At 70.8% G+C, this 20,971-nt stretch carries 23 protein-coding genes and 1 tRNA gene; 19 read left to right on the plus strand and 5 right to left on the minus strand.

Annotated features, from left to right (window positions below; all coding sequences use genetic code 11):
- Positions 1 to 2 precede the first annotated feature (2 nt).
- Positions 3 to 2,093 carry a penicillin acylase family protein gene (locus AQJ46_RS27090; protein WP_059208076.1) on the minus strand — a complete coding sequence of 697 codons (2,091 nt, stop codon included), beginning with the start codon at positions 2,091 to 2,093 and terminating at the stop codon, positions 3 to 5.
- A 78-nt stretch (positions 2,094 to 2,171) separates the two neighbouring features.
- Between AQJ46_RS27090 and AQJ46_RS27095 the strand changes: the two genes are divergently transcribed.
- The 4 genes from AQJ46_RS27095 (at position 2,172) to AQJ46_RS27110 (ending at position 5,296) form a co-directional block, all read left to right on the plus strand.
- Positions 2,172 to 2,909 (plus strand): siderophore-interacting protein, encoded by a 738-nt coding sequence (locus AQJ46_RS27095; protein WP_059208077.1) that lies wholly within the window; start codon positions 2,172 to 2,174, stop codon positions 2,907 to 2,909.
- 33 nt (positions 2,910 to 2,942) lie between these two features.
- A complete protein-coding gene (locus AQJ46_RS27100; protein ID WP_059208078.1) occupies positions 2,943 to 3,530 on the plus strand; it encodes an HhH-GPD-type base excision DNA repair protein in 588 nt (195 codons plus the stop codon).
- 57 nt (positions 3,531 to 3,587) lie between these two features.
- On the plus strand, positions 3,588 to 4,238 hold the full coding sequence (locus tag AQJ46_RS27105; protein ID WP_059208079.1) for an HdeD family acid-resistance protein: 651 nt from the start codon (positions 3,588 to 3,590) through the stop codon (positions 4,236 to 4,238).
- A 740-nt stretch (positions 4,239 to 4,978) separates the two neighbouring features.
- A complete protein-coding gene (locus AQJ46_RS27110; protein ID WP_059208080.1) occupies positions 4,979 to 5,296 on the plus strand; it encodes a hypothetical protein in 318 nt (105 codons plus the stop codon).
- Between the two features lie 190 nt (positions 5,297 to 5,486).
- Here the strand turns inward: AQJ46_RS27110 and AQJ46_RS27115 are convergent, their stop codons facing one another.
- A complete protein-coding gene (locus tag AQJ46_RS27115) occupies positions 5,487 to 7,028 on the minus strand; it encodes a helicase HerA-like domain-containing protein (RefSeq protein ID WP_059208353.1) in 1,542 nt (513 codons plus the stop codon).
- A 170-nt stretch (positions 7,029 to 7,198) separates the two neighbouring features.
- On the opposite strand from AQJ46_RS27115, the gene AQJ46_RS27120 reads away from it, so the two are divergent.
- Complete coding sequence (locus AQJ46_RS27120) at positions 7,199 to 7,495, plus strand: type II toxin-antitoxin system VapB family antitoxin (RefSeq protein WP_003999914.1); 297 nt, start codon at positions 7,199 to 7,201, stop codon at positions 7,493 to 7,495.
- 99 nt (positions 7,496 to 7,594) lie between these two features.
- A complete protein-coding gene (locus AQJ46_RS27125) occupies positions 7,595 to 8,236 on the plus strand; it encodes a LytR C-terminal domain-containing protein (protein WP_225887405.1) in 642 nt (213 codons plus the stop codon).
- A 425-nt stretch (positions 8,237 to 8,661) separates the two neighbouring features.
- Here the strand turns inward: AQJ46_RS27125 and upp are convergent, their stop codons facing one another.
- Entirely contained in the window at positions 8,662 to 9,297 is a 636-nt protein-coding gene (upp, locus tag AQJ46_RS27130) for a uracil phosphoribosyltransferase (RefSeq protein WP_057609479.1), read from the minus strand.
- A 95-nt stretch (positions 9,298 to 9,392) separates the two neighbouring features.
- Here upp and AQJ46_RS52495 point away from each other — a divergent pair, with 95 nt between their 5' ends.
- From AQJ46_RS52495 to AQJ46_RS27160, 8 genes are all read left to right on the plus strand, one after another.
- Positions 9,393 to 9,575, plus strand: coding sequence for a hypothetical protein (locus tag AQJ46_RS52495; RefSeq protein WP_007383124.1), 183 nt, complete (start codon positions 9,393 to 9,395; stop codon positions 9,573 to 9,575).
- Positions 9,576 to 9,895: 320 nt separating this feature from the next.
- A complete protein-coding gene (locus AQJ46_RS27135; protein WP_057609280.1) occupies positions 9,896 to 10,438 on the plus strand; it encodes a tRNA adenosine deaminase-associated protein in 543 nt (180 codons plus the stop codon).
- A 47-nt stretch (positions 10,439 to 10,485) separates the two neighbouring features.
- A complete protein-coding gene (gene tadA / locus AQJ46_RS27140; protein WP_057609278.1) occupies positions 10,486 to 10,911 on the plus strand; it encodes a tRNA adenosine(34) deaminase TadA in 426 nt (141 codons plus the stop codon).
- 45 nt (positions 10,912 to 10,956) lie between these two features.
- A tRNA-Ser gene (locus tag AQJ46_RS27145) sits at positions 10,957 to 11,041 on the plus strand.
- A gap of 107 nt (positions 11,042 to 11,148) precedes the next feature.
- The gene (locus AQJ46_RS56285; RefSeq protein WP_167368228.1) at positions 11,149 to 11,325 is read left to right on the plus strand and encodes a hypothetical protein; all 177 of its coding nucleotides are present in this window, start codon (positions 11,149 to 11,151) and stop codon (positions 11,323 to 11,325) included.
- A 19-nt stretch (positions 11,326 to 11,344) separates the two neighbouring features.
- A complete protein-coding gene (locus AQJ46_RS27150; RefSeq protein WP_057609276.1) occupies positions 11,345 to 11,638 on the plus strand; it encodes a Dabb family protein in 294 nt (97 codons plus the stop codon).
- A gap of 145 nt (positions 11,639 to 11,783) precedes the next feature.
- The gene (locus AQJ46_RS27155) at positions 11,784 to 12,641 is read left to right on the plus strand and encodes an RNA polymerase sigma factor SigF (protein WP_059208082.1); all 858 of its coding nucleotides are present in this window, start codon (positions 11,784 to 11,786) and stop codon (positions 12,639 to 12,641) included.
- A 312-nt stretch (positions 12,642 to 12,953) separates the two neighbouring features.
- The gene (locus tag AQJ46_RS27160; protein ID WP_057609273.1) at positions 12,954 to 13,847 is read left to right on the plus strand and encodes an RNA polymerase sigma factor SigF; all 894 of its coding nucleotides are present in this window, start codon (positions 12,954 to 12,956) and stop codon (positions 13,845 to 13,847) included.
- Positions 13,848 to 14,560: 713 nt separating this feature from the next.
- Here the strand turns inward: AQJ46_RS27160 and AQJ46_RS27165 are convergent.
- Entirely contained in the window at positions 14,561 to 14,767 is a 207-nt protein-coding gene (locus AQJ46_RS27165; RefSeq protein ID WP_057609271.1) for a hypothetical protein, read from the minus strand.
- A gap of 195 nt (positions 14,768 to 14,962) precedes the next feature.
- Here AQJ46_RS27165 and AQJ46_RS27170 point away from each other — a divergent pair, with 195 nt between their 5' ends.
- The 5 genes from AQJ46_RS27170 to AQJ46_RS27190 all read left to right on the plus strand — a co-directional run bounded on the left by AQJ46_RS27170 (position 14,963) and on the right by AQJ46_RS27190 (position 20,049).
- The gene (locus tag AQJ46_RS27170) at positions 14,963 to 15,469 is read left to right on the plus strand and encodes a MarR family winged helix-turn-helix transcriptional regulator (protein WP_057609269.1); all 507 of its coding nucleotides are present in this window, start codon (positions 14,963 to 14,965) and stop codon (positions 15,467 to 15,469) included.
- A gap of 13 nt (positions 15,470 to 15,482) precedes the next feature.
- Positions 15,483 to 18,026 (plus strand): MFS transporter, encoded by a 2,544-nt coding sequence (locus AQJ46_RS27175; RefSeq protein WP_107117341.1) that lies wholly within the window; start codon positions 15,483 to 15,485, stop codon positions 18,024 to 18,026.
- A gap of 89 nt (positions 18,027 to 18,115) precedes the next feature.
- Positions 18,116 to 18,937: a YceI family protein gene (locus AQJ46_RS27180; RefSeq protein ID WP_059208083.1), complete on the plus strand. Its 822-nt coding sequence runs from the start codon at positions 18,116 to 18,118 to the stop codon at positions 18,935 to 18,937.
- Positions 18,938 to 18,971: 34 nt separating this feature from the next.
- Positions 18,972 to 19,571 carry a class I SAM-dependent methyltransferase gene (locus AQJ46_RS27185; RefSeq protein ID WP_059208084.1) on the plus strand — a complete coding sequence of 200 codons (600 nt, stop codon included), beginning with the start codon at positions 18,972 to 18,974 and terminating at the stop codon, positions 19,569 to 19,571.
- Positions 19,572 to 19,575: 4 nt separating this feature from the next.
- Positions 19,576 to 20,049 (plus strand): PPOX class F420-dependent oxidoreductase, encoded by a 474-nt coding sequence (locus tag AQJ46_RS27190; RefSeq protein ID WP_057609263.1) that lies wholly within the window; start codon positions 19,576 to 19,578, stop codon positions 20,047 to 20,049.
- A gap of 17 nt (positions 20,050 to 20,066) precedes the next feature.
- Here the strand turns inward: AQJ46_RS27190 and AQJ46_RS27195 are convergent, their stop codons facing one another.
- Complete coding sequence (locus tag AQJ46_RS27195) at positions 20,067 to 20,828, minus strand: TetR/AcrR family transcriptional regulator (RefSeq protein WP_059208085.1); 762 nt, start codon at positions 20,826 to 20,828, stop codon at positions 20,067 to 20,069.
- Between the last annotated feature and the right edge of the window lie 143 nt (positions 20,829 to 20,971).

Raw genomic sequence — 20,971 nt, forward strand, 5'->3', positions numbered from 1 at the left:
CCTCAGTCCTCCTTCGTCAGGTGCTGCCAGTCGGTGCCGACCGGGACGAGATCCCCCCTGAGCCACAAGGGGAGTTGGTCGCGGTGATGGGGTGAGCCGGACACGCCGGAGGCGCCCAGCGGGACCACCCAGAGACTGTCCTCGCGGCGGGCCAGGTCCCAGACGTAACGGGCGGCCGGGCCACGGGCGGCGAGGTCAGTGAGTCCGGGGACCGCGGAGGTGCACAGGACGCAGTCGTGGTCGCCCGAGAGAGCCGCGGCCGGCCACTCGTCGTCGGGGAGCGCCCGCCAGGGGGCGAGGCGATGGGTGTCGCCCCAGGTGCCCCGCGGCGGCTCGGCGGCCACTTCCTCCACGGCGGCCCGTACGATCCCGGCGCGGTCGATGCCGTACAACTCCTCGGCGCGCAGGAGGTGTTCGAGCGCGAAGGCGACACGGGGGACGAGGCCGAGCCAGGGGAGCAGGACGTCCGGGTAGGCGGGCGGGGCGGTCAGGGCCGCGAACGCGGGGTGGGCGGCGAGCCGTCGTACGACCGCGCTGCGTACGGCGGCGTAGAGGGCGGCCTCACGGCTGCTCGCGACCATGCGGCGATCCCAGCGGAGGATCGTTTCCCTCGTGGTCACGGCCTCGGGGCTCAGTCCGTCCAGGGCCTCGAGGTGAGCCAGCAGGGGCTGCGCCGAGGCGAGATGGGTGTCCGTGTGGATGAGGGGCATGTCGGCGGCCGACCACTGCTCCTTCTCCCGCAGCAGGGCGGTGATGCGGTCGGCCCGGTGGGGCGGGGCGAACTCGACGCCGAGCGGGGCGGCGGGGCCGCGCTGGTTGGCCATCACGGCGATGCCGTCGGTGAGACCGGCGCGGGGAGAGTCGTGCCAGCCCTGCCAGTCGTGGCCCGGCTCCCAGGCGGGGACGGGGCGCAGCCGGTTGGCCTCCGCGCGCACAGGGACCCTTCCGGCGACCCGGTGCAGCAGGCCGCCCTCGGTGTCGGCGGCCTGGACGACGTTCACGGGTTCGACCCACAGGTCGAACGCCCGGTCCACGTCGGCGGTTCGGCGGGCCCGGAGCAGAGGGAGCAGGGCACTGAAGCCGAGGTCCTCGGTGACGCGGGGCGGGTAGCGGAGGGAGAGGGCCACGGGCACCCCCGGGAAGACCGGCCGCTCCTCGGGCACTCCCTCGTCCAGCCCTTCCGGGCCGCCTGCAATGACCGGCCCCCGCCCGGTCTCGATCACCTCGATCTCGACCGGGACCTCGCCCGCCACCTCGACCGTCTCGGTGTGCCGGGTGGCGCGGTGCCAGGCGCCGTCCGGGCCGAGGGCCTCCACTCCGGCTCCCGTGCGGCGCAGTCGCTCCCGGTACAGGTCCTGGTAGTCGGCCATGGCGTTGGTGATGGACCAGGCGACCGTGCCGGTGTGGCCGAAGTGGGCGATGCCGGGAACGCCGGGGACGGCGAGGCCGATGACGTCGAACTCGGGGCAGGAGAGCCGGATCTGCTGGTAGACGCCGGGTTCCTCGATGTAGCGGTGCGGGTCGCCGGCGAGGACGGCGTGGCCGGTGGTGGTGCGGGTGCCGGCGACCAGCCAGCCGTTGCTGCCGGAGGTGCCCGGGCCGTCGGCGGCGAACAGGCCGACCGCGTCCGGGCCCAGGTGTCGTAGCGCCTCGTCCCGCCAGAGCTTGGCCGGGAAGCCGGCGAACAGGACGTGAGTGGCAAGCCAGACGCCGAGCGGGGTCCAGGGCTCCCAGCGCCCGGGGGCGAGGCCGACGCGGGCGAACTCCGGGGCCCGCGTGCCCGGCAGCTCCTCGTTCACGCCGTCGACGTACGCCCGCACCCAGTCGGCCGTCTCCGGGTCCCGTCTCTCCAGCGCTCGGAAGCAGCGTCTCGCCGTGTCGGCCAGGCGGGCCCGTCGCGCGAGGGTGTCCCAGGAAAGGGCCCCGGCACCGAGGAAGGCGGCCGAGGTGCCCTGCGCGCGATGCCGTTCGACCTCCAGTTGCCAGGCACGGTCGCGGGCGGTGACCCGGCCCTGGGCGCGGGCGAGTTCACGCGCGCTGCCCGCGCGGAGATGGGGAATCCCCCAGGCGTCGCGGTAGATCTCGATACTCACCCTCGCACCCGCTCCCATTTAAGTTAGCCTTACCTAAGTTTGCTCGGTGTGGGAATCGTACGCGAGGGGTGAAAGGTCATGGGGCAGGGGCACGGCTGGGAGGGAGCGGTCCTGCGACTGCTGCGCGCGAAGGACTTCGTGTTCACCGTGACGGGCGCCGAGGACGTCACCGGCGCGTACCGGCGGGTGCACCTCACCGACGGCGGGATGCTGGCGGTCACCGGCGTCCACCCGACGATGTGGGTGCGCCTGTGGTTCTCCGCCGCGGGCAAACCGCACCAGCGCGCGTACACCTTGGTCGACCCGGACCCCGCGGCAGGCACCTTCACCCTGGAGTTCGCGCTGCACGACGGCGTGGCCAGTGACTGGGCCCGGACGGCGAAGCCCGGCGACACCGTCGAGGCCACGGTCCACGGAACCGGCTTCGAGCGCCCGGACCCCGAGCCCACCCATGTCTTCGCCATCGGCGACCCGGCCTCCCTGCCCGCCCTCAACTCCCTCCTCGGCGCCCTGGACTCCTCCCCCGCGACCGTCTGGTTCGAGGGCGGCGACGAGGGCCTCCCCTTCCGCACCGACCCGTCCCGCCACGAGGTCCGCCGGGTCCTCCGCCTCGACTCCGGCACGCATCTGGTCGCCCAGGTGAAGGCGGACCTGCCCGGTCTGCTGAAGAGCCACCCGGACGCGTATGTGTGGATCGCCTGCGACACGGCGACGACCAGGGCGCTGTCGTCGTACGTCCGCAAGGACCTCGGCCTGGCCAAGGAGCGGGTGAACGCGCTCGGCTACTGGAGGGAGCAGTCCGCCGGCTCCCGGTAGAGGCGAGCCGTCGGCGCAGGCATGATCGGGGACATGGACGTCACCCTTCACCTCGCCCAGGACCCCGAGGCCGACGAGCTCCTCGGCCGCTCCCCGCTCGCCGCGCTGGTCGGGATGCTGCTGGACCAGCAGGTCCCGATGGAGTGGGCGTTCAAGGGCCCCCGCACCATCGCGGACCGCCTCGGCGCGAACGACCTCGACGCGCACGAGATCGCCGCACAGGACCCGGAGGCCTTCGCCGCGCTGCTCTCCGAGAAGCCGGCCGTGCACCGCTACCCCGGCTCGATGGCCAAGCGGATCCAGCAGTTGTGCCAGTACCTGGTCGAGCACTACGACGGTCAGGCCGAGCTGGTGTGGAAGGGCGTGGCCGACGGCCGCGAACTGCTGCGCCGGCTGGAGGAGCTGCCGGGGTTCGGGAAGCAGAAGGCGCAGATCTTCCTGGCGTTGCTGGGCAAGCAGCTCGGTGTTCAGCCGAAGGGCTGGCGCGAGGCCGCGGGCGCGTACGGCGAGCCGAAGTCCTTCCGGTCCGTCGCCGACATCACCGGCCCCGAGTCGCTGACCAAGGTCCGCGCGCACAAGCAGGAGATGAAGGCGGCGGCGAAGGCGGCCAAGAAGTCCTAGTCAGCCGGGTGGCCCGCCCCGGTGGCCGTGCGGTGTCCGGCGGTCCCAGCATGGACCATGACCGAGTTCGACGACCGCTTCGACGACCGCAAGGTCCACGCGGGCCGCCCGCCGGGCGTCTCGCCGCACGCGCCCGAAACGCCCTTCGAGGGTCCCCTGCACGCCCTCGCAAAGGCCGCCTGGCAGGTCGTCCTGCTCACCGGCGTCGCCTCCCTGATCCTGGGCGTCCTGGTCCTGGTCTGGCCCGACGCCACCCTGCTCGCGGCCGGTGTCCTCTTCGGCGTCTACCTCCTGATCAGCGGTGTCTTCCAGCTGGTCGCGGCCTTCGGCACCCACCGGACGACGGCCCTGCGCGTCCTGGCCTTCATCAGCGGCGCCCTCTCCATCCTGCTGGGCCTGTTCTGTCTGCGCGGCCCGATGCGGTCGATCCTGCTGCTCGCCCTGTGGATCGGCATCGGCTGGCTGATCCGCGGCATCACCCAGACCCTGGCCGCCGCGTCCGACCGGTCGATGCCGGCCCGCGGCCGGCAGATCTTCCTCGGCGCGCTCACCTTCGTCGCCGGGATCGTGCTGATCGACTCCCCCTTCGAATCGGTCGCCGTACTCACCCTGGTCGGCGGCATCTGGCTGGTCGTCGTCGGAGCCGTGGAAATCATCACCGCGCTCGGCATCCGCAGCCGGGCCGGGGAGGTACCGCGCGCGCTGTGACGGCGACGGCAGACCACGGCACCGCATGACCTGGGTCCGCCCCTGGTGCCGGCATGTGCCCCCCACGGTCATGCCCCGGCCGCCTGTGACCAGGTGAATCCCACGTGTTTGCCGTCAGGCGAGGGTCGGTCACCGGCGAGCGCCACCCCCCGCCCCTCACCGCCACAGCCCCGCCGCACGGCCGACTGACGCTCCACCTCGACCGGACGAACTCCCACAGCCGACATCCCGAACCGCGCGCCGGACGAGAACCGATGGGCGCCCCTCAGTCACCTCCGCACCACCACTGGCTGCGTGCTACCGCGACCGACGACAAGCCACACCCGCGGACGGCAACCGGGGCGCCACCCGCGAGCCTCCGCCACGCCCTCGCCCTGCCGACGGCCACAACCCCGCCGCACACGGTCGACGGGCACGCCACCTCGACCGGACGAACCCCACAGCCGACATCACGAGTCACACCCCCGGCGGGGAACCGATGGGTGCCTCGGAGCCGCCGCCCCGTCCCGGCATGCGGGCTGCCGCACCGACGACGAGCCACACCCGCGGACGGCAACCGGGGCGCCACCCGCGAGCCTCCGCCACGCCCTCGCCACACCACTGCCCTCCCGACGGCCACACCCCCCGGCCGGTACCGGTGAGGGTCACCCCCCGCACCACCAACGGACCCACTGCTGCGACCGGGTGAATCCCGCCGCCGAAGTGATGAATCCCGTGCGCCGGGCGGGGAGACGACCTGTGTGAGTTCCGTACGACGTGCCCCGCGCAGCCATGACTGGCTGCGGACGCTCGTGCTGCTGCTCGCGCTGGTGGTTCCCGGGGCGCATTTCCAGGCGCACGCGATGCCGTCCGTTCCGGCCGGGGAGCTCGTCGAGTACGACGTCCTCGACACCCCCCTGCGGCCACCGGCCCGGGCCGTCCACCGTACGGCCGTACCTCTGCGCCCCGCTCCGCGACCGCAGACGGCTCCCGGAGTGCCGGCGGACCGCCCCGTCCCGGCGCTGCCGCGGCCGCCGTACGTGCTGCGCGCCCTGCGTTCCGTGGTCCTGCGCTGCTGACAGAGCCCGCTTCCCGCAGGTCTGCTCAGCACTCACGCAAGGAACACCGTCATGCCCAACGACCCGTACGCGATCCTGCGCGCCCTGCTGCGCGCGGAGGCCGCGCGCAGTGCGCCGAAACCGCAGAGCACGAAGAAGAAGCCGCCGTCGGGGGAGGAGAAGCGCGGCTGATCCTCCGGAGGAGGCGGGACTACCGCCTCCTCCGGGCCGTACCGAAGAGCGAGCGGGTGATCTCCCGCCCGATCTGCGTGCCCAGCGACCGCGCGAGCGACTTGAACATGCCGCTGTCGACGACCTGTTCGACGACGGAGGGGTCTTTCCGGCGAGACGTGGGCGGGGCCTTCATCTCGTCCGGGCCCTTGGCGCCACGCGAGCTGAGCTTCTCGTACGCCGACTCCCTGTCCACAGCCTGTGCGTAACGCCCGTACAGCGGCGAGGCCTTGACCGCCGAGTCCAGCGCACCGGCGTCGACAGGGCCCATCAGGGACTCGGGAGCGCGCAGGCGGGTCGCGGCGACGGGCGTGGGAGCCCCCTTCTCGCTCAGCACCGTCACCACGGCCTCCCCCGTCCCGAGACCGGTGAGCAGTTCCTCCAGGTCGTACGCGGAGTCGGGGAAGGTCCTCACGGTCGCCTTCAACGCCTTCTGGTCATCGGGGGTGAAGGCCCGCAGCGCGTGCTGGACCCGGTTGCCGAGCTGGGCGAGGACGTCGGCAGGTACGTCCTTCGTGGTCTGCGTGACGAAGAAGACGCCGACCCCTTTCGAGCGAATCAGCCGGACGGTCTGGGTGAGGGAGTCGAGGAAGGCCTTCGAGGCCCCGTTGAAGAGCAGATGCGCCTCGTCGAAGAAGAAGACGAGCTTCGGCTTGTCGGCGTCACCGACCTCCGGCAGATCGTGGAACAGATCGGCGAGCAGCCACATCAGGAAGGTCGAGAAGAGCTGCGGCCGGTCCTGTACGGCGGCCAGCTCCAGCACGGACACCAGCCCGCGCCCGTCGTCCTGTGTCCGCAGCAGCTCACCGGTGTCGAACTCCGGCTCCCCGAAGAAGTCGGCCATGCCCTGCGCCTCGAAGGCCGTGAGGGACCTGAGGATCACCCCGGCCGTGGCCGTGCTGAGGCCACCGATGTTCCTCAGTTCCCCCTTGCCCTCGTCGGAGGTCAGGAAGGCGACGACGGCCCTGAGATCCTTGAGGTCGACGAGCTCGAGCCCCTTCTGGTCGGCGTAGTGGAAGATCAGGCCGAGGGACTGCTCCTGGGTCTGGCTGAGCTGGAGCACCTTGGACAGCAGCACCGGCCCGAAGCTGGTGACGGTGGCGCGGACGGGGATGCCGTGACCGATGCCGCCGAGGGCGTAGAACTCGGCGGGACACCCGGTGGCGGCCCACGTCTGATGCACTTCCGCAGCCCTGGCCTGCACCTTCTCGTTGCGCACACCCGGCGCGGAGATCCCCGACACATCGCCCTTGATGTCGGCGAGGAAGACCGGAACCCCCTGCGCCGACAGCTGCTCGGCGATGAGCTGGAGCGTCTTGGTCTTGCCGGTGCCGGTGGCACCGGCGACGAGCCCGTGCCGGTTGAGCATCGGCAGCGGGATCCTGACCTGCGCGTCCGGCAGACAGACGCCGTCCCACAGCAGCGCGCCCAGATCAAGGGCGGGGCCGGTGAAGGCGTAGCCGGAGGCGATCTTCAGGGCCTCCCGGGGCAGGGCTGCGGAGCCGGACTGTGCCTCCGGCATGGACCGGTCGGTGGTTCCCGCGGCGGCCCCCGTGACGCCCTCCGGCGGGGTCTTTCGCTCGCTCATGCCAAACCCCTGCTCCCGTTACGCACCTTTTCGCAGCTTTTTTCCAGCGTCACACTCGGTCGCCATGGCTGCGCCCGGAAGGTCTTGACCGGTAGGCTTTCCGTGTGATCTTCAAGCGCATCGGAAACGGCCGGCCGTACCCCGACCACGGCCGGGAAAGCACCCGGCAGTGGGCGGACGTCGCACCGCGCCCGGTCCGCCTCGATCAGCTGGTGACGACCAAGGGCCAGCTCGACTTGGAGACCCTGCTCGCCGAGGACTCCACGTTCTACGGCGACCTGTTCGCGCACGTCGTGAAATGGCAGGGCGACCTCTATCTGGAGGACGGGCTGCACCGCGCGGTGCGGGCGGCGCTCCAGCAGCGACAGGTGCTGCACGCGCGCGTGCTCGAACTGGACTGAGTGACCGCGCTGTAAAGGTTTCGCCCTTTCGGGTTCACCTGCGCCGTGGTCAATGATCATCTAGTAGGCATTGCCGCCCGGGCGCACTACGCTGCGCCCATGAGCATGCTGACGCCCCCCGGCATGGGCGGTAAGTACCGGATCACGGGCGACAAATACCCCCGGATGCGTCGGCCCCGGCGGCGCGGCAGGCTCGTGCTCGGCGTGGTGGCCTCCGTCGCCGCGCTGAGCCTGGTCGGCTGGGGCACGCTCCAGCTCATCGACGTGTTCACGGGCGGCGGGGACGAGGCCTCCGCGGTCGGCTCCAAGGGTGACTGCACGACGAAGGCCGACGCGTCCCCCTCCGCCTCCACTGCCCCTCTCGCCAAGCCGGGCCAGATCACCGTCAACGTCCTGAACGCCACGGCTCGCGGCGGGCTCGCCAAGAAGACGGCGGACGAGCTCAAGAAGCGGGGCTTCAAGATCGGCGACGTGGGCAACGCGACGGCGACCTACGACAAGAAGGTCAAGGGCACAGGGGTGCTGCTCGGTCCGTCATCCGCCCTCAAGACCTCACTGCCGGTCCTCGCGACGCAGCTGGCCGCCGCGGAGACCCGGACGGACACGCGCAAGGGCACCGAGGTCGACCTGATCATCGGGACGGGCTTCAAGAGCCTGACCAGCAAGGCCTCCGCGGACAAGGCACTGGCCGCACTGAGCGCACCCGAGCCGACGGCTACGGCGTCGAAGAAGAGCTGCTGAGGTGTCGTAGGGCGCGGCGCGGGCAGCTGCGCCGGGCTTGGGCGGGGCGCCCATGGGGGTGCCACGCCGGGTCCTTGTGCGGCTGCGGGCCGGTGGGGGCTGGTCGCGCAGTTCCCCGCGCCCCTGGGGAGTTGCGGTCACCCGCACCACGACGGACCGTTCGCACCCCGCGCCACGACGGGCCGTTCGCCGTACCGCGCGCCGCGGACGGGCCGCTAGCCGCGTACGGCGCGCAGGGGACGGGGTGGGGGGTGTCCGCCCGCAGCGGCCGGCGTCCGTTGCCGAGCACAGCCGAGGCAACAGCAACGCGCTACACCCGCCCCCACCGGAGCCGAAACGGGCCGCCGCAGGCATCAGGGGCGCGGGAACTGCGCACAACGCCCGCCCCCACCGAACCCGCACAGGCCGGGCGCCGCACGCACGCCCTACTCGGCCGCGCCGTACAGGCGATCTCCCGCGTCGCCCAGCCCCGGGACGATGTAGCCGTGCTCGTTGAGGTGGTCGTCGACCGCGGCGGTGACCACCGTGACCGGAGTGCCCGCCAGCTCGCGCTCCATGATCTCCACGCCCTCCGGGGCGGCCAGCAGGACCACCGCCGTCACATCGTCCGCGCCGCGCTTGATCAGCTCACGGATCGCGGCGACAAGCGTGCCACCGGTCGCGAGCATCGGGTCGAGGACGTAGACCTGCCGCCCGGACAGGTCCTCCGGCATGCGCGCGGCGTACGTGGTGGCCTGCAGCGTCTCCTCGTTGCGGATCATGCCGAGGAAACCCACCTCGGCGGTCGGCAGCAGACGGACCATGCCGTCCAGCATGCCGAGCCCGGCACGGAGGATCGGCACCACCAGCGGGCGCGGATACGACAGTTTCACACCGGTCGTGGGGGCGACCGGCGTGCGGATGTCGACCGCCTCGGTGCGCACGTCGCGTGTGGCCTCGTAGGCGAGCAGGGTGACCAGCTCGTCGGCGAGACGGCGGAAGGTCGCGGAGTCGGTGCGCTGGTCGCGCAACGCGGTGAGTTTGTGGGCGACCAGAGGGTGGTCGACGACGTGGAGACGCATGGCCACAACAGTAGCCGGGTCCACCGCCCCCTCGCGCTGGCGTCAAACCGCCCGACCGGGGGAAAGTGGGAGGGACGGACTGGGGTGGTGAACCGATGCCTGACCTGCCTGAGCACGAACCGTCGTCACAGGAGACCGATGCCGAGCGCCGGCGCCGTCGAGCGCAGTTCCTGCGCGATCTCGCGGAGGCCAGAGAACTGCGCGACCGGGTACAGCCACGCCGGGCGAAGGTGGCCCGGCTGCGACACGCGATGCGTATGCGGACGTTCCGCTGGTAAGGAGGATCACACGCGCCGAGCCCGGAGGCGCACCGGCGGCGCACCGACGGCGCGCTGAACAGGTGGCCGTGCGTGGGTCCTTGGGAAAGCCGCGTACGATCCCGCTCGTGGCGGCGACGAGTGCGCTGGTGGTCCTTCACCGACGTGCCGACGCACGTGCGATCAAAACCACCGGACACAGGGTGCCGAAGACGTCCCCTGAACGCCTTGTTTCTGCCACGATTCCGAGTGGGCGGGGCTCGGAGCCGAGCTCTCCCCGCCTACAACCTCCGCCGGGGGGACCCCCAACCGGCACGCCTATGACCAGTGGGAGAGTCACGGTGTACTTCGCCGCACTGCTCGCGCGCACCGAAGACGGGTGGGAAGCGAGCGACACAGAGCTCGACGATGTGGAGACCCTGTCGGATCTGGCCGACCTCGCCCGGGAAGCCGCGGCCGAGGACGACACGGTGCTCGTACTGATCGAGCAGGAAGACGCTTGGTTCGGCGTCGTCCGCATCGACGGCGAGGAGGATCCTCGCATCTATGTCTCGGACGCCGCCGCCGCTGCCCGCAGCTCGTACGGCGAGATCCTGCTCACCGACGAACTGCTCGGAAGGGAGCCCGGCGACGACGACCCGGACCTCGACGCCCTCGACCTCGACGGCACCGAGGACGGTGAGGACGAGGACGAGGACGACGACACCCCCGCCGCCGAGGCGGGCGTCTCCGGAGAGATCGTGCCGCACGGCCCGGTCGGCGACGCCCAGGTCCTCGACGACCTGGGGGTCAGCGAGAAGCAGCTGAAGTCCCTGTCGGAGGACGCTGTCACCGAGATCGCCGAATCCCTGGGCGCCTCGGAGGTCCTGGAGACCGTCCGCTGACCGGAACCACAGCGGCAGACCCGGTACGTGACCGCTGGCGGGCCGCGATGCGGCTCGCCCTGGAGGAGGCCGGCAAGGCGGGCCCGGACGTGCCGGTGGGCGCCGTCGTACTGTCCCCGGACGGTACGACCGTGCTCGCGGCCGGCCACAACGAACGCGAGGCCGGCGGCGATCCGACCGCGCACGCGGAGATCCTCGCGATCAGGAGGGCGGCGGCGGAGCTCGGCGAGTGGCGGCTGACCGGCTGCACGCTCGTCGTCACGCTGGAGCCCTGCACGATGTGTGCGGGCGCGATCGTCCAGTCCCGGGTGGACCGGGTGGTCTACGGCGCCCGGGACGAGAAGGCGGGCGCGGCCGGTTCCCTGTGGGATGTCGTCCGCGACCGGCGCCTCAACCACCGGCCCGAAGTCATCGAAGGTGTCCTCGCGGAGGAGTGCGCCGGACTCCTCACGGAGTTCTTCCGCGAGCGCTGAATTCCGATTTCAAACCACGCCCCACCTTGCTGTAAGGTCTCCCTCGGTAGCGTGTCCGAGCGGCCGAAGGAGCTCGCCTCGAAAGCGAGTGTGGCGCAAGTCACCGAGGGTTCAAATCCCTCCGCTACCGCTTGAGAAGGGTCCCGTCGAGAGACGGGGCCCTTCGTGCGTACTGATCACCCCGGTTACACTCGCGCCCCAGAAGGAACAGACACACCAGAAGCGGGGGAGGCCGCGGTGGCGGTGAACGGAAAGAAGATCGCCGTCTATGTGCTCGTGGTCTTCGTGCTGTATGTGATCATCACGGACCCGGCCAAGGCAGCCGACTACGTCCAGATAGGGTTCGAGGGCATATCGGACGCCGCCCGGGCCGTCGGCGACTTCTTCACCTGGCTGGCCGACGGGGCGCACTGACAGAACCAAGGGAGCGCCCATGATCCGCCACCTCGTCCTCTTCAAGCTCGACGAGGGCGTCGAGCGCGACGACCCGCGCGTGGTGGCGGGCGTCGAGGCCTTCCGCGCTCTGGAGAGCAAGATCCCCGAGATCCGCTTCTGGGAGCTGGGCTGGAACCTCAGCGACCGGCCCATCGCCTACGACTTCGCCATCAACTCCGGCTTCGAGGACGCGACCGCGCTGCGGACGTACGTCGAGCACCCGGAGCACCAGGCGGGCGTTGCGCTGTGGAAGGAGTTCGCCACCTGGGTGATCGCGGACTACGCGTACTGAGCCCGAGCGCTCCGAAGCCTCCCGCCGGGAACGGTGGGAGGCTTTTCTGCGTCACCACCCCAACTTGCCCCTTTCAACACGGCGTAACCCAACGTTATGCGGTGCTTGCACACAGTGCACATGTCTTGTGATGCTATGACCGCTTTTGACGGATGGGTTGATCAACGAAGAGGTGGCGTTGACCGTGTCGGCCAGTACCGCGCCTCCCCAGGAGGCCACCCAGGAGGCCGCTCCACGCAGCCGCGGCGCCGACACCCGGGCGCTCACCCAGGTGCTCTTCGGCCAGTTGAAAGGGCTTCGGCCGGGCACGCCGGAACACAGCCGGGTGCGGACGGCGCTCATCGAGGCCAACCTCCCGCTCGTGCGCTACGCGGCCGCCCGCTTCCGCTCCCGCAACGAGCCGATGGAGGACGTGATCCAGGTCGGCACCATCGGGCTCATCAACGCCATCGACCGCTTCGACCCCGACCGGGGCGTGCAGTTCCCGACCTTCGCGATGCCGACCGTCGTCGGCGAGATCAAGCGGTACTTCCGCGACAACGTCCGCACGGTCCACGTCCCGCGCCGGCTGCACGAGCTGTGGGTGCAGGTCAACGGCGCGACGGAGGATCTGACCACCGCCTTCGGACGGACCCCGACGACCGCCGAGATCGCCGAGCGGCTGCGCATCACCGAGGACGAGGTGCTGTCCTGCATCGAAGCCGGACGGTCGTACCACGCCACCTCGCTCGAGGCGGCCCAGGAGGGCGACGGACTGCCGGGCCTGCTCGACCGGCTCGGCTACGAGGACCCGGCACTGGACGGCGTGGAGCACCGCGACCTGGTCCGCCATCTACTGGTCCAACTCCCGGAACGCGAACAGCGAATCCTGCTGCTGCGCTACTACAACAATCTCACCCAGTCGCAAATCAGCGCGGAACTCGGCGTCTCGCAGATGCACGTTTCGAGGCTACTCGCGCGTAGCTTCCAGCGGCTGCGATCCGCCAATCGGATCGACGCTTAGCCGATGCATAAGGGGCGCACGGTCGCACGTTCCGGAACACCGCAGTTCGCAAGCAGTATCGAGGCGTAACCGGCACGAGCGAATCGCTCACCAGCGCCGTTCCCGACACTTCTGTGCCGAAAGACCGTCAGACCCCCTTTATCCAGGGCGTATTCGGGTCTCACATGTCGACATGTCACTACAGCGTGTTGCCGACATGTGACATTCTGCGGGAAGCGCGTTTGCCGAGGCTTCGGCTCCGGTATTCAGGTGAAGGCTGACGTTCCACCCGGGGCGTTCGCCACGACCGTCCCGCGACCCAAAGGGGGTGGCATGTCCGCAGATCAGGGCAGCTCGAAGGTGCTTACGCTCACCAAGAGCGAGGCCGAGCCAGTGCTCGACGACATCACGGCCGTCGAGGCCGCACCGGCCCCGGCCCTCCCGGCTCCCCCGACGGTGTCCGGAGCCATCGACACCCGCACCCTGTCCCGCTCCCTCTTCCTGCGGCTCGCCGCACTCGACGAGAACAGCCCGGAGCGCGCCTACGTCCGGGACACCCTCATCGAGCTCAACCTCCCGCTGGTGCGCTACGCGGCGGCCCGCTTCCGCTCGCGCAACGAGCCGATGGAGGACATCGTCCAGGTCGGCACCATCGGCCTGATCAAGGCGATCGACCGCTTCGACTGCGAACGCGGCGTGGAGTTCCCGACCTTCGCGATGCCGACCGTCGTCGGCGAGATCAAGCGGTTCTTCCGCGACACCTCGTGGTCGGTGCGCGTCCCGCGCCGCCTCCAGGAGCTGCGGCTGGCCCTCACCAAGGCCAGCGACGAGCTCTCCCAGAAGCTGGACCGCTCTCCGACGGTGGCCGAACTCGCCTCCGTCCTGGGCGTGTCCGAGGAGGACGTCGTCGACGGCCTCGCGGTCGGCAACGCCTACACCGCCTCCTCGCTGGACTCCCCGGCCCCGGAGGACGACGGCGGCGAAGGCTCCCTCGCGGATCGCCTCGGCTACGAGGACACGGCGCTGGAGGGCGTCGAGTACCGGGAGTCCCTGAAGCCGCTGCTGGCCAAACTCCCACCCCGTGAGCGGCAGATCATCATGCTGCGCTTCTTCGCCAACATGACGCAGTCACAGATCGGCGAGGAGGTCGGCATCTCCCAGATGCACGTCTCCCGTCTGCTGACCCGCACACTGGCGCAGCTGCGCGAGGGCCTCATCTCGGACTGACCTGTGACCTGACCGGGTGCACCCGAGGGTGCACCCGGTCAGGTCGTGGGGCGCCTATGGGGGTGCCACACCGGGTCCTTGCGCGTCTGCAGGCCGGTGGGGGCCGGTCGCGCAGTTCCCCGCGGGCAGCTGCGCTGGGCTTGGCGGAGCGCCCTACGGGGGTGCCGGGTCGGGTAGTCGGGCGGCTGCGGGCCGGTGGGGGCTGGTCGCGCAGTTCCTCGCGCCCCTGGGGAGTTGCAGTCACGGGCGCCACGACGGACCGATCCCCACCCCGCCCACCACAGGAGCTTGGGCCGGTCGCCCTACGGATGTGCCGGGTCGGGTAGCCGGGCGGGTGCGGGCCGGTGGGGGCTGGTCGCGCAGTTCCCCGCGTCCCTGGGGAGCTGCAGTCACCGGCGCCACGACGGCCCGATCGTCACCTCGCGCGCCACGACGGACCGTTCGCCGCGTACGGCGCGAAGGGGCCGGGGTGGGGGGTGTCCGCCCGCAGCGGCCGGCGTCCATTATCCAGTACAGCCGAAGCAACAGCAACCGCCGGACCGAGGACGGACACCCCCACCCCGGCCCCGACCCACAACACACCCGCACGCGCTACACCAGCCCCCACCGAAGCCGAAACAGGCCGCCGCAGGCATCCAGGGGCGCGGGGAACTGCGCACAACGCCCGCCCCCACCGAACCCGCACAAGCCCCGCAGGGAACCGCAGGGAACCGCTACTTGAGCGCCAGCCAGGCCACCGCCGCGACGATCGCCACTGCGACCACCACGCCGATGATGAGGCCGATGCGCGGGCCGCCGCCCGAAGCGGCGGGAGCGGTCTGCTGCCGGCGGCCCTGCGGGCCCTCGTCGACGAACGCGCGGAACATCTGAGTGCTGCCGGCGGGGTCGTGGTTGCCCTGGGGGACCTGGTTCTCAGCCATGCCCAGAGACCCTAGCGAATCCGGGAGCCGGGCCCAAGTGCGGGGCTCAAGGGGGTAGCACAGGCCGCCACCCGCAGGTTTACGTTCGCAATACTTGCCTTTGCCAAGTTTTTATGCCGCACTCACCCCGTTTAATTTGCCTGTAGCAACCAAGCACATCTATGGTTGCCCTAAGCAACGAATACGGGAGGTGTGATGGCCGAGCAGACGCGCTACGAGGAGCTGATCCGTCAGTTCAGCGCCTTCGGCGCCGTGAAGAGGGAGATCGGACGGATGATGCCGTCCGAGTGCCCCTCCGGTTCCGCCGCCGTGCTGACCCTGCTCGGGCGCTACGGAGACATGCGCATGAGCAGGCTCTCCGAGCTGCTCGCCGTGGACATGTCCGTGACCAGCCGGCACGTGGCGCACGTCGCCGCGCGCGGCTGGATCGAACGCTCCCCCGACCCGGCGGACAAGCGCTCACGCATCCTGCGGCTGACGCCGGCCGGCCAGGCGCTCCTGGACCAGCTGTCCCGCCGGACCTGCCAGCTGCTCGCCGAACGGCTGAGCGACTGGAGCGACGACGAGGTGACCCAGCTGACCGCGCTGATGGCCCGCCTCCGGGCGAGTTTCGACGACACGCGCGCCCACGGCCCCGAACCGCGGCCGCCCGTACCCCCCGTACTCGAACAGACAACCCGTACACCCGCGACCACCCAGTAAGAGAAGGAAGCCCATGGCTACGACCACACCAACCGGTGTGCGGGCTCACGCCAAGCACGGGGGAGGCTCCACCGAGTACGCCCCCATGACGCACCGGCAGATCATGGAGGCCATCTCCGGGCTGCTGCTCGGCATGTTCGTGGCGATCCTGTCGTCCACGATCGTCACCAACGCGCTCCCGCACATCATCAGCGACCTGGGCGGCGGCCAGTCCGCCTACACCTGGGTCGTCACCGCCGCCCTGCTGTCGATGACCGCGGCCACCCCCCTGTGGGGCAAGCTCGCCGACCTGTACAGCAAGAAGGCACTCGTCCAGATCGCCCTGGTCATCTACGTCCTGGGCTCCGCGGCCGCCGGTCTCTCGCAGAACGCCGGCATGCTGATCGCCTGCCGCGTCGTCCAGGGCATCGGCGTCGGCGGTCTGTCCGCCCTCGCGCAGATCGTCATGGCGGCGATGATCTCCCCGCGTGAGCGCGGCCGTTACTCCGGCTACCTCGGCGCGACCTTCGCCGTCGCCACCGTCGGCGGCCCGCTGCTCGGCGGTGTCATCACCGACACCTCGTGGCTGGGCTGGCGCTGGTGCTTCTACGTCGGCGTCCCCTTCGCCGTCATCGCGCTGATCGTGCTGCAGAAGACCCTGCACCTGCCGGTCGTGAAGCGGGACGTGAAGGTCGACTGGGCCGGGGCGTTCTTCGTCGCCGCCACCGTCTCGCTGCTGCTGGTCTGGGTCACCTTCGCCGGTGACAAGTACGACTGGATCTCCTGGCAGACGTACGCGATGGTCGGTGGTTCGATCGTCCTCGGTCTGGTGTTCGTGCTGGTCGAGTCCAAGGTGCGCGAGCCGATCATCCCGCTGCGCCTGTTCAGGAACCGCACCATCACGCTCGCGTCGCTGGCCTCGCTGTTCGTCGGTGTCGCGATGTTCACCGGCACGGTCTTCTTCAGCCAGTACTTCCAGCTGGCCCGCGACAAGTCCCCGACGATGTCGGGTGTGATGACCATCCCGATGATCGGTGGTCTGTTCGTCTCCTCCACCGTCTCCGGGCAGTTCATCACCCGCACCGGACGCTGGAAGGCGTGGCTGGTGAGCGGTGGTGTCCTGGTGACGGCCGGACTGGGCCTGCTGGGCACCATCCGGTACGACACGGCGTACTGGAAGATGTCGATCTTCATGGCCCTGCTGGGTCTCGGCATCGGCATGATGATGCAGAACCTGGTGCTGTGCACGCAGAACCAGGTCGACCCGAGCGACCTCGGCTCGGCCAGCTCGACGGTCACCTTCTTCCGTTCCCTCGGTGGTGCGGTCGGCGTCTCCGCGCTCGGCGCGGTCATGTCCCACCGGATCACGCACTACGTCACGGACGGCGTCGCCGCCCTCGACCCCAAGTACCAGGCCGCGCTGTCCGGTTCCGGCTCGTCCACCGACAGCATCCCGGACCTGGCCAAGCTGCCGGCCCCGGTGCGCACCCTCATGGAGAGCGCCTACGGCCACGGCATCGCGGACGTCTTCCTGATCGCCGGTGGCCTCGCGGCCGTCGCGTTCCTGATCACGCTGTTCATCAAGGAGGTTCCGCTGAAGACGAAGGGCGCACTGGCGCAGGCGGCCGGCGAGGACGCGCCCGCCGAGGCCCCCGTGGAGGCCGCGGCCCCCGCGGAAGCTGCGGCTCCGACGACTGCAGGGCACACGCCCAGCTGGGCCACCACCACCTCCGACACCGAGACCGCTCCCGACGGCACGCAGCGGTTGTCCGCCGTCGCCACCCTGACCCGCCCCGAGGAGTCCTCGGCCGGCTCCGGCGGCATCCCGGTCCGCGGCTTCGTGCGCGGCAACGAGAGCGCGCCGGTCCCGCAGGCCGCGGTCACGTTGATCTCGCTCGCGGGACGGCAGCTGGGCCGGTCGGTGACGCAGGCCGACGGCTCTTACGCGGTCGAGGCGCCGAGCGTGGGGTCGTACGTCCTGATCGCCTCCGCCGACGGCTTCCAGCCGCAGGCGTCCACGGTGCTCGTGAACAGCGAGCCGGTGGCCTACGACGTCCTCCTCAGCGGCACCAGCGGGCTGAACGGGCTCGTGCGGGCCGCGCGGAGCGGGGAGCCGGTCAAGGACGCGATGGTGATCGTCACCGATGTGCGCGGCGATCTGCTGGCCACCGGGACCACCGGTGAGCAGGGCGAGTTCGCCTTCGGCGAGCTGGTGCCGGGTGCGGTGACCGTCGCGGTGAACGCCGCCGGGTTCCGGCCGCGCGCGCTGCCCGTCGAGGTCGGTGGCACCGGCGTCACCCGTATCGAGGTCGACCTCGATACGGGGGCCCGCCTCCAGGGCGTCGTACGGGCGCCGCACGGTCCGCTGGCCGACGCACGGGTCACCCTCGTGGACGGTGCGGGCAACGTGGTCGGTACCGCCACCACGGGGACGGACGGGGCGTACGCCTTCACCGACCTGGACGGCGGCGAGTACACGGTCATCGCGACGGGCTACCCGCCGCAGGCGACGGCCCTGACGGTGAACGGCCCCGCGGTCGACGGCCACGACATCGAACTCGCCCACCCCGGCGAGTAGTCCACCGACTCCGGCCCGTGGCAGGGGGCGCGCTCCGAGCGGAGGTGCGCGCCCGCCACGGGCCGGTCTTCTTCGAGGAGTTACGTGAAATGGGACTGAGCGCGAGGATCCGGACCCGGGACGGATGGGCCGTGTCGCACGCGGTCGTCACGGTGACCGACATGACCGGGACGCAGGTGCTGCGCGCGGAGGCGGATGCCGAAGGGGCGGTACGGGACGGCACACCGCTGGAGCCGGGGCCGTACACCATCATCGTCACGGCCGTCGGCTACGCGCCCGCCGCGTCGAGCGCGATCGTCACCGCGAGCGGCCGGGCCGAGGTCGGCACGGTCACACTCGCCCGCATCGGCGGGGCCGAACTTCCGCCGCCGGGGCCCTGGACCATGGACCCGGCCCACTCCAGCGTGGGCGCGGTGGCCCAGCACCTGGGGATCTCCAGCGTGCACGGCCGCTTCACCGACTTCACGGCGGCGATCGAGGTCGCCCCGGACGACGTGACCAAGTCGCGGGTGGAGGCGGTGATCCGGGCGGCGTCCATCGACACGGGGAACGCGATGCGGGACGAGCACCTGCGGTCGGCCGACTTCCTGGACGTCGAGCGGCACCCGGAGATCACGTACCGGTCCACGGGGCTGGCCGTGGCCGGCACGGACCGGTGGACCGTACGGGGTGAGCTGGCGATGCGTGGTGTCGTGCGCCCCGTCGACCTGGACCTGGCGTATCTGGGGACGGGGGCCGATCCCTGGGGCGGGACCCGTGCCGCCTTCCGGGCCACCACCCAGCTTCGGCGGGAGGACTTCGCCATGAACTACAACCAGGTCGTGCAGGCGGGGATCGCGGCGATCGGTACGACGCTGAAGGTCGAGCTCGATGTCCAGGCGGTGCAGGGGGAGTCGCTGCCGCAGGCCTGAGGGCGTTGTCAGTGGCAGGTCGTACCGTTCTGGCATGGAGCGAACCACGGGGGTGCAGGCCTACTACGCCGAGTCGGCGCAGCGGCTGGGAAGGGTGTACGAGAGCGTCTCCTTCGAGTCGGTGCACGAGGCGCTGCTGGATCTGCTGCCGGAGCCGCCCGCGCGGGCGCTGGACGTCGGCGCGGGGACGGGGCGGGACGCGGCGGCGCTGGCCCGGCGCGGGTTCACGGTCGACGCGGTGGAGCCGGTGCCGGAGCTGCGGGACCTGGCCGAGCGGCTGCATCCGGGCAGCGGGGTGACCTGGCGGGCGGGCGCGCTCCCGGAGATACCCGGCGTCCAGGGGCCGTACGACATCGTCCTGCTGTCCGCGGTGTGGATGCACCTGCGGCCGGAGGAACGGCCCATCGCCATGCGGCGCCTGGCCGAACTCCTCGGCCCCGGCGGCATCCTGCTGATCACCCTGCGGCGCGGTGAGCCGCCGGTGGACCGGCGGATGTTCGACATCGCGCCGGAGGAGGTCGCCGGGCACGGGGCAGCGGCGGGGCTGAGGCTGCTGCGGATCGTGGACGAGAAGGCGGACCGACTCGGCCGGGACGCGGTTCACTGGAACGCCGTGGCGCTCCAACTAGGCTGACGTCATGGCACCGAACATTGCTACCAACAAGGCCGTCTCGCTGGACGAGTTGCTGGACTTCGTACGCCCCCGGCACCGGGCGATCCTGCTGACGCGGCGGGGGGACGGGTCACCGCAGGCCTCGCCGTTGACCTGCGGGGTGGACGACTCCGGGCGGATCGTCGTCTCGACATACCCCGAGCGGGCCAAGACGCGGAACGCGAAGCGGGACTCCCAGGTCAGCGTGATCGTGCTGAGCGACGACTGGAACGGACCGTGGGTCCAGGTCGACGGGACCGCGGAGGTCGTCGACTCGCCGGAGTCCGTGGAGCCGTTGGTGGAGTACTACCGGAACATCGCCGGGGAGCATCCCGACTGGGACGAGTACCGGGCGGCGATGGTGAAGCAGGGCAAGTCGATCATTCGGGTCACTCCGGTGCGGTGGGGTCCCGTGGCTACCGGTGGATTTCCCGAGCGGTTGGCCTCGCCGGACGCCTGAGGGAGCGGTGAGCGCGCCTAGGGGCGTTCGGCCATCGCCTCGATTCCCTTGATCAACAGGTCAAGGGCGAACGTGAAGTCCCTGTCCCTCATCTCCTCCACCGTGTCGCCTCCCCTCGCCGTCATGATCTCCTCGTTCTCCTTGAGGATCTCCGCGGCACCGGGGGCCCGGGTGGCGGTGGTCATGGCGTGGCGGAAGTAGGCCTCCTGGGTCATGCTGGCCTGGGCGGAGCGGGCGATGAAGTGGCCCTCGATGGTGCCGAAGCCGTAGACGAACTGGAAGACGGCGGAGATCGCGCCGGTGATGCCGTGTGCGGGCAGGCCGGTCCTGCGGACGACCCGGTGCACGATCCGGGAGAGCGCCAGGGAGTTGGGGCCGATGTTGAGGAACGTCCCGGCCAGCGGTGAGACCCAGGGGTGCCGGACCAGCAGGCTCCGGTACTCCTTGGCGACCGTGCGCAGTTGGTCCCGCCAGTCCTCGTCGGCCTCCGGGTCCGGCAGCTCCAGTTCGCCGAAGGCCGCGTCCAGGGCGAGTTCGAGGAGGTCGTCCTTGGTGTCGACGTACCAGTAGACGGACATCGCGGTCACGTTCAGTTCGGCGGCCAGCCGCCGCATGGAGAACTTGGCCAGCCCTTCGGCGTCCAGGAGACGGACCGTCACCTCGGTGATCCGGTCCCGGTCGAGTCCCGACGGCTGCCCGCCGCCACGCCCGCCCCGGCGCACCTTGCCCTCCAGCCACACACTGGTCCGACTCGAGGCCTTCTGGCCTGCGTTAGGCATGGCGCACCTTTCGAGTACATCCGTCCACTTGCGAAGATGCTAGGCCTTACCGGGGTGCGAGCCGCATCGACGTGCGGCTCCGCCGCGCGGGCGCGACCAGCCACGACGGACTCGCACCCGCCGACGGCCCGAAGCCCCCATCC

The organism is Streptomyces canus (assembly GCF_001514145.1).
Taxonomy (GTDB): Bacteria; Actinomycetota; Actinomycetes; order Streptomycetales; family Streptomycetaceae; genus Streptomyces; species Streptomyces canus.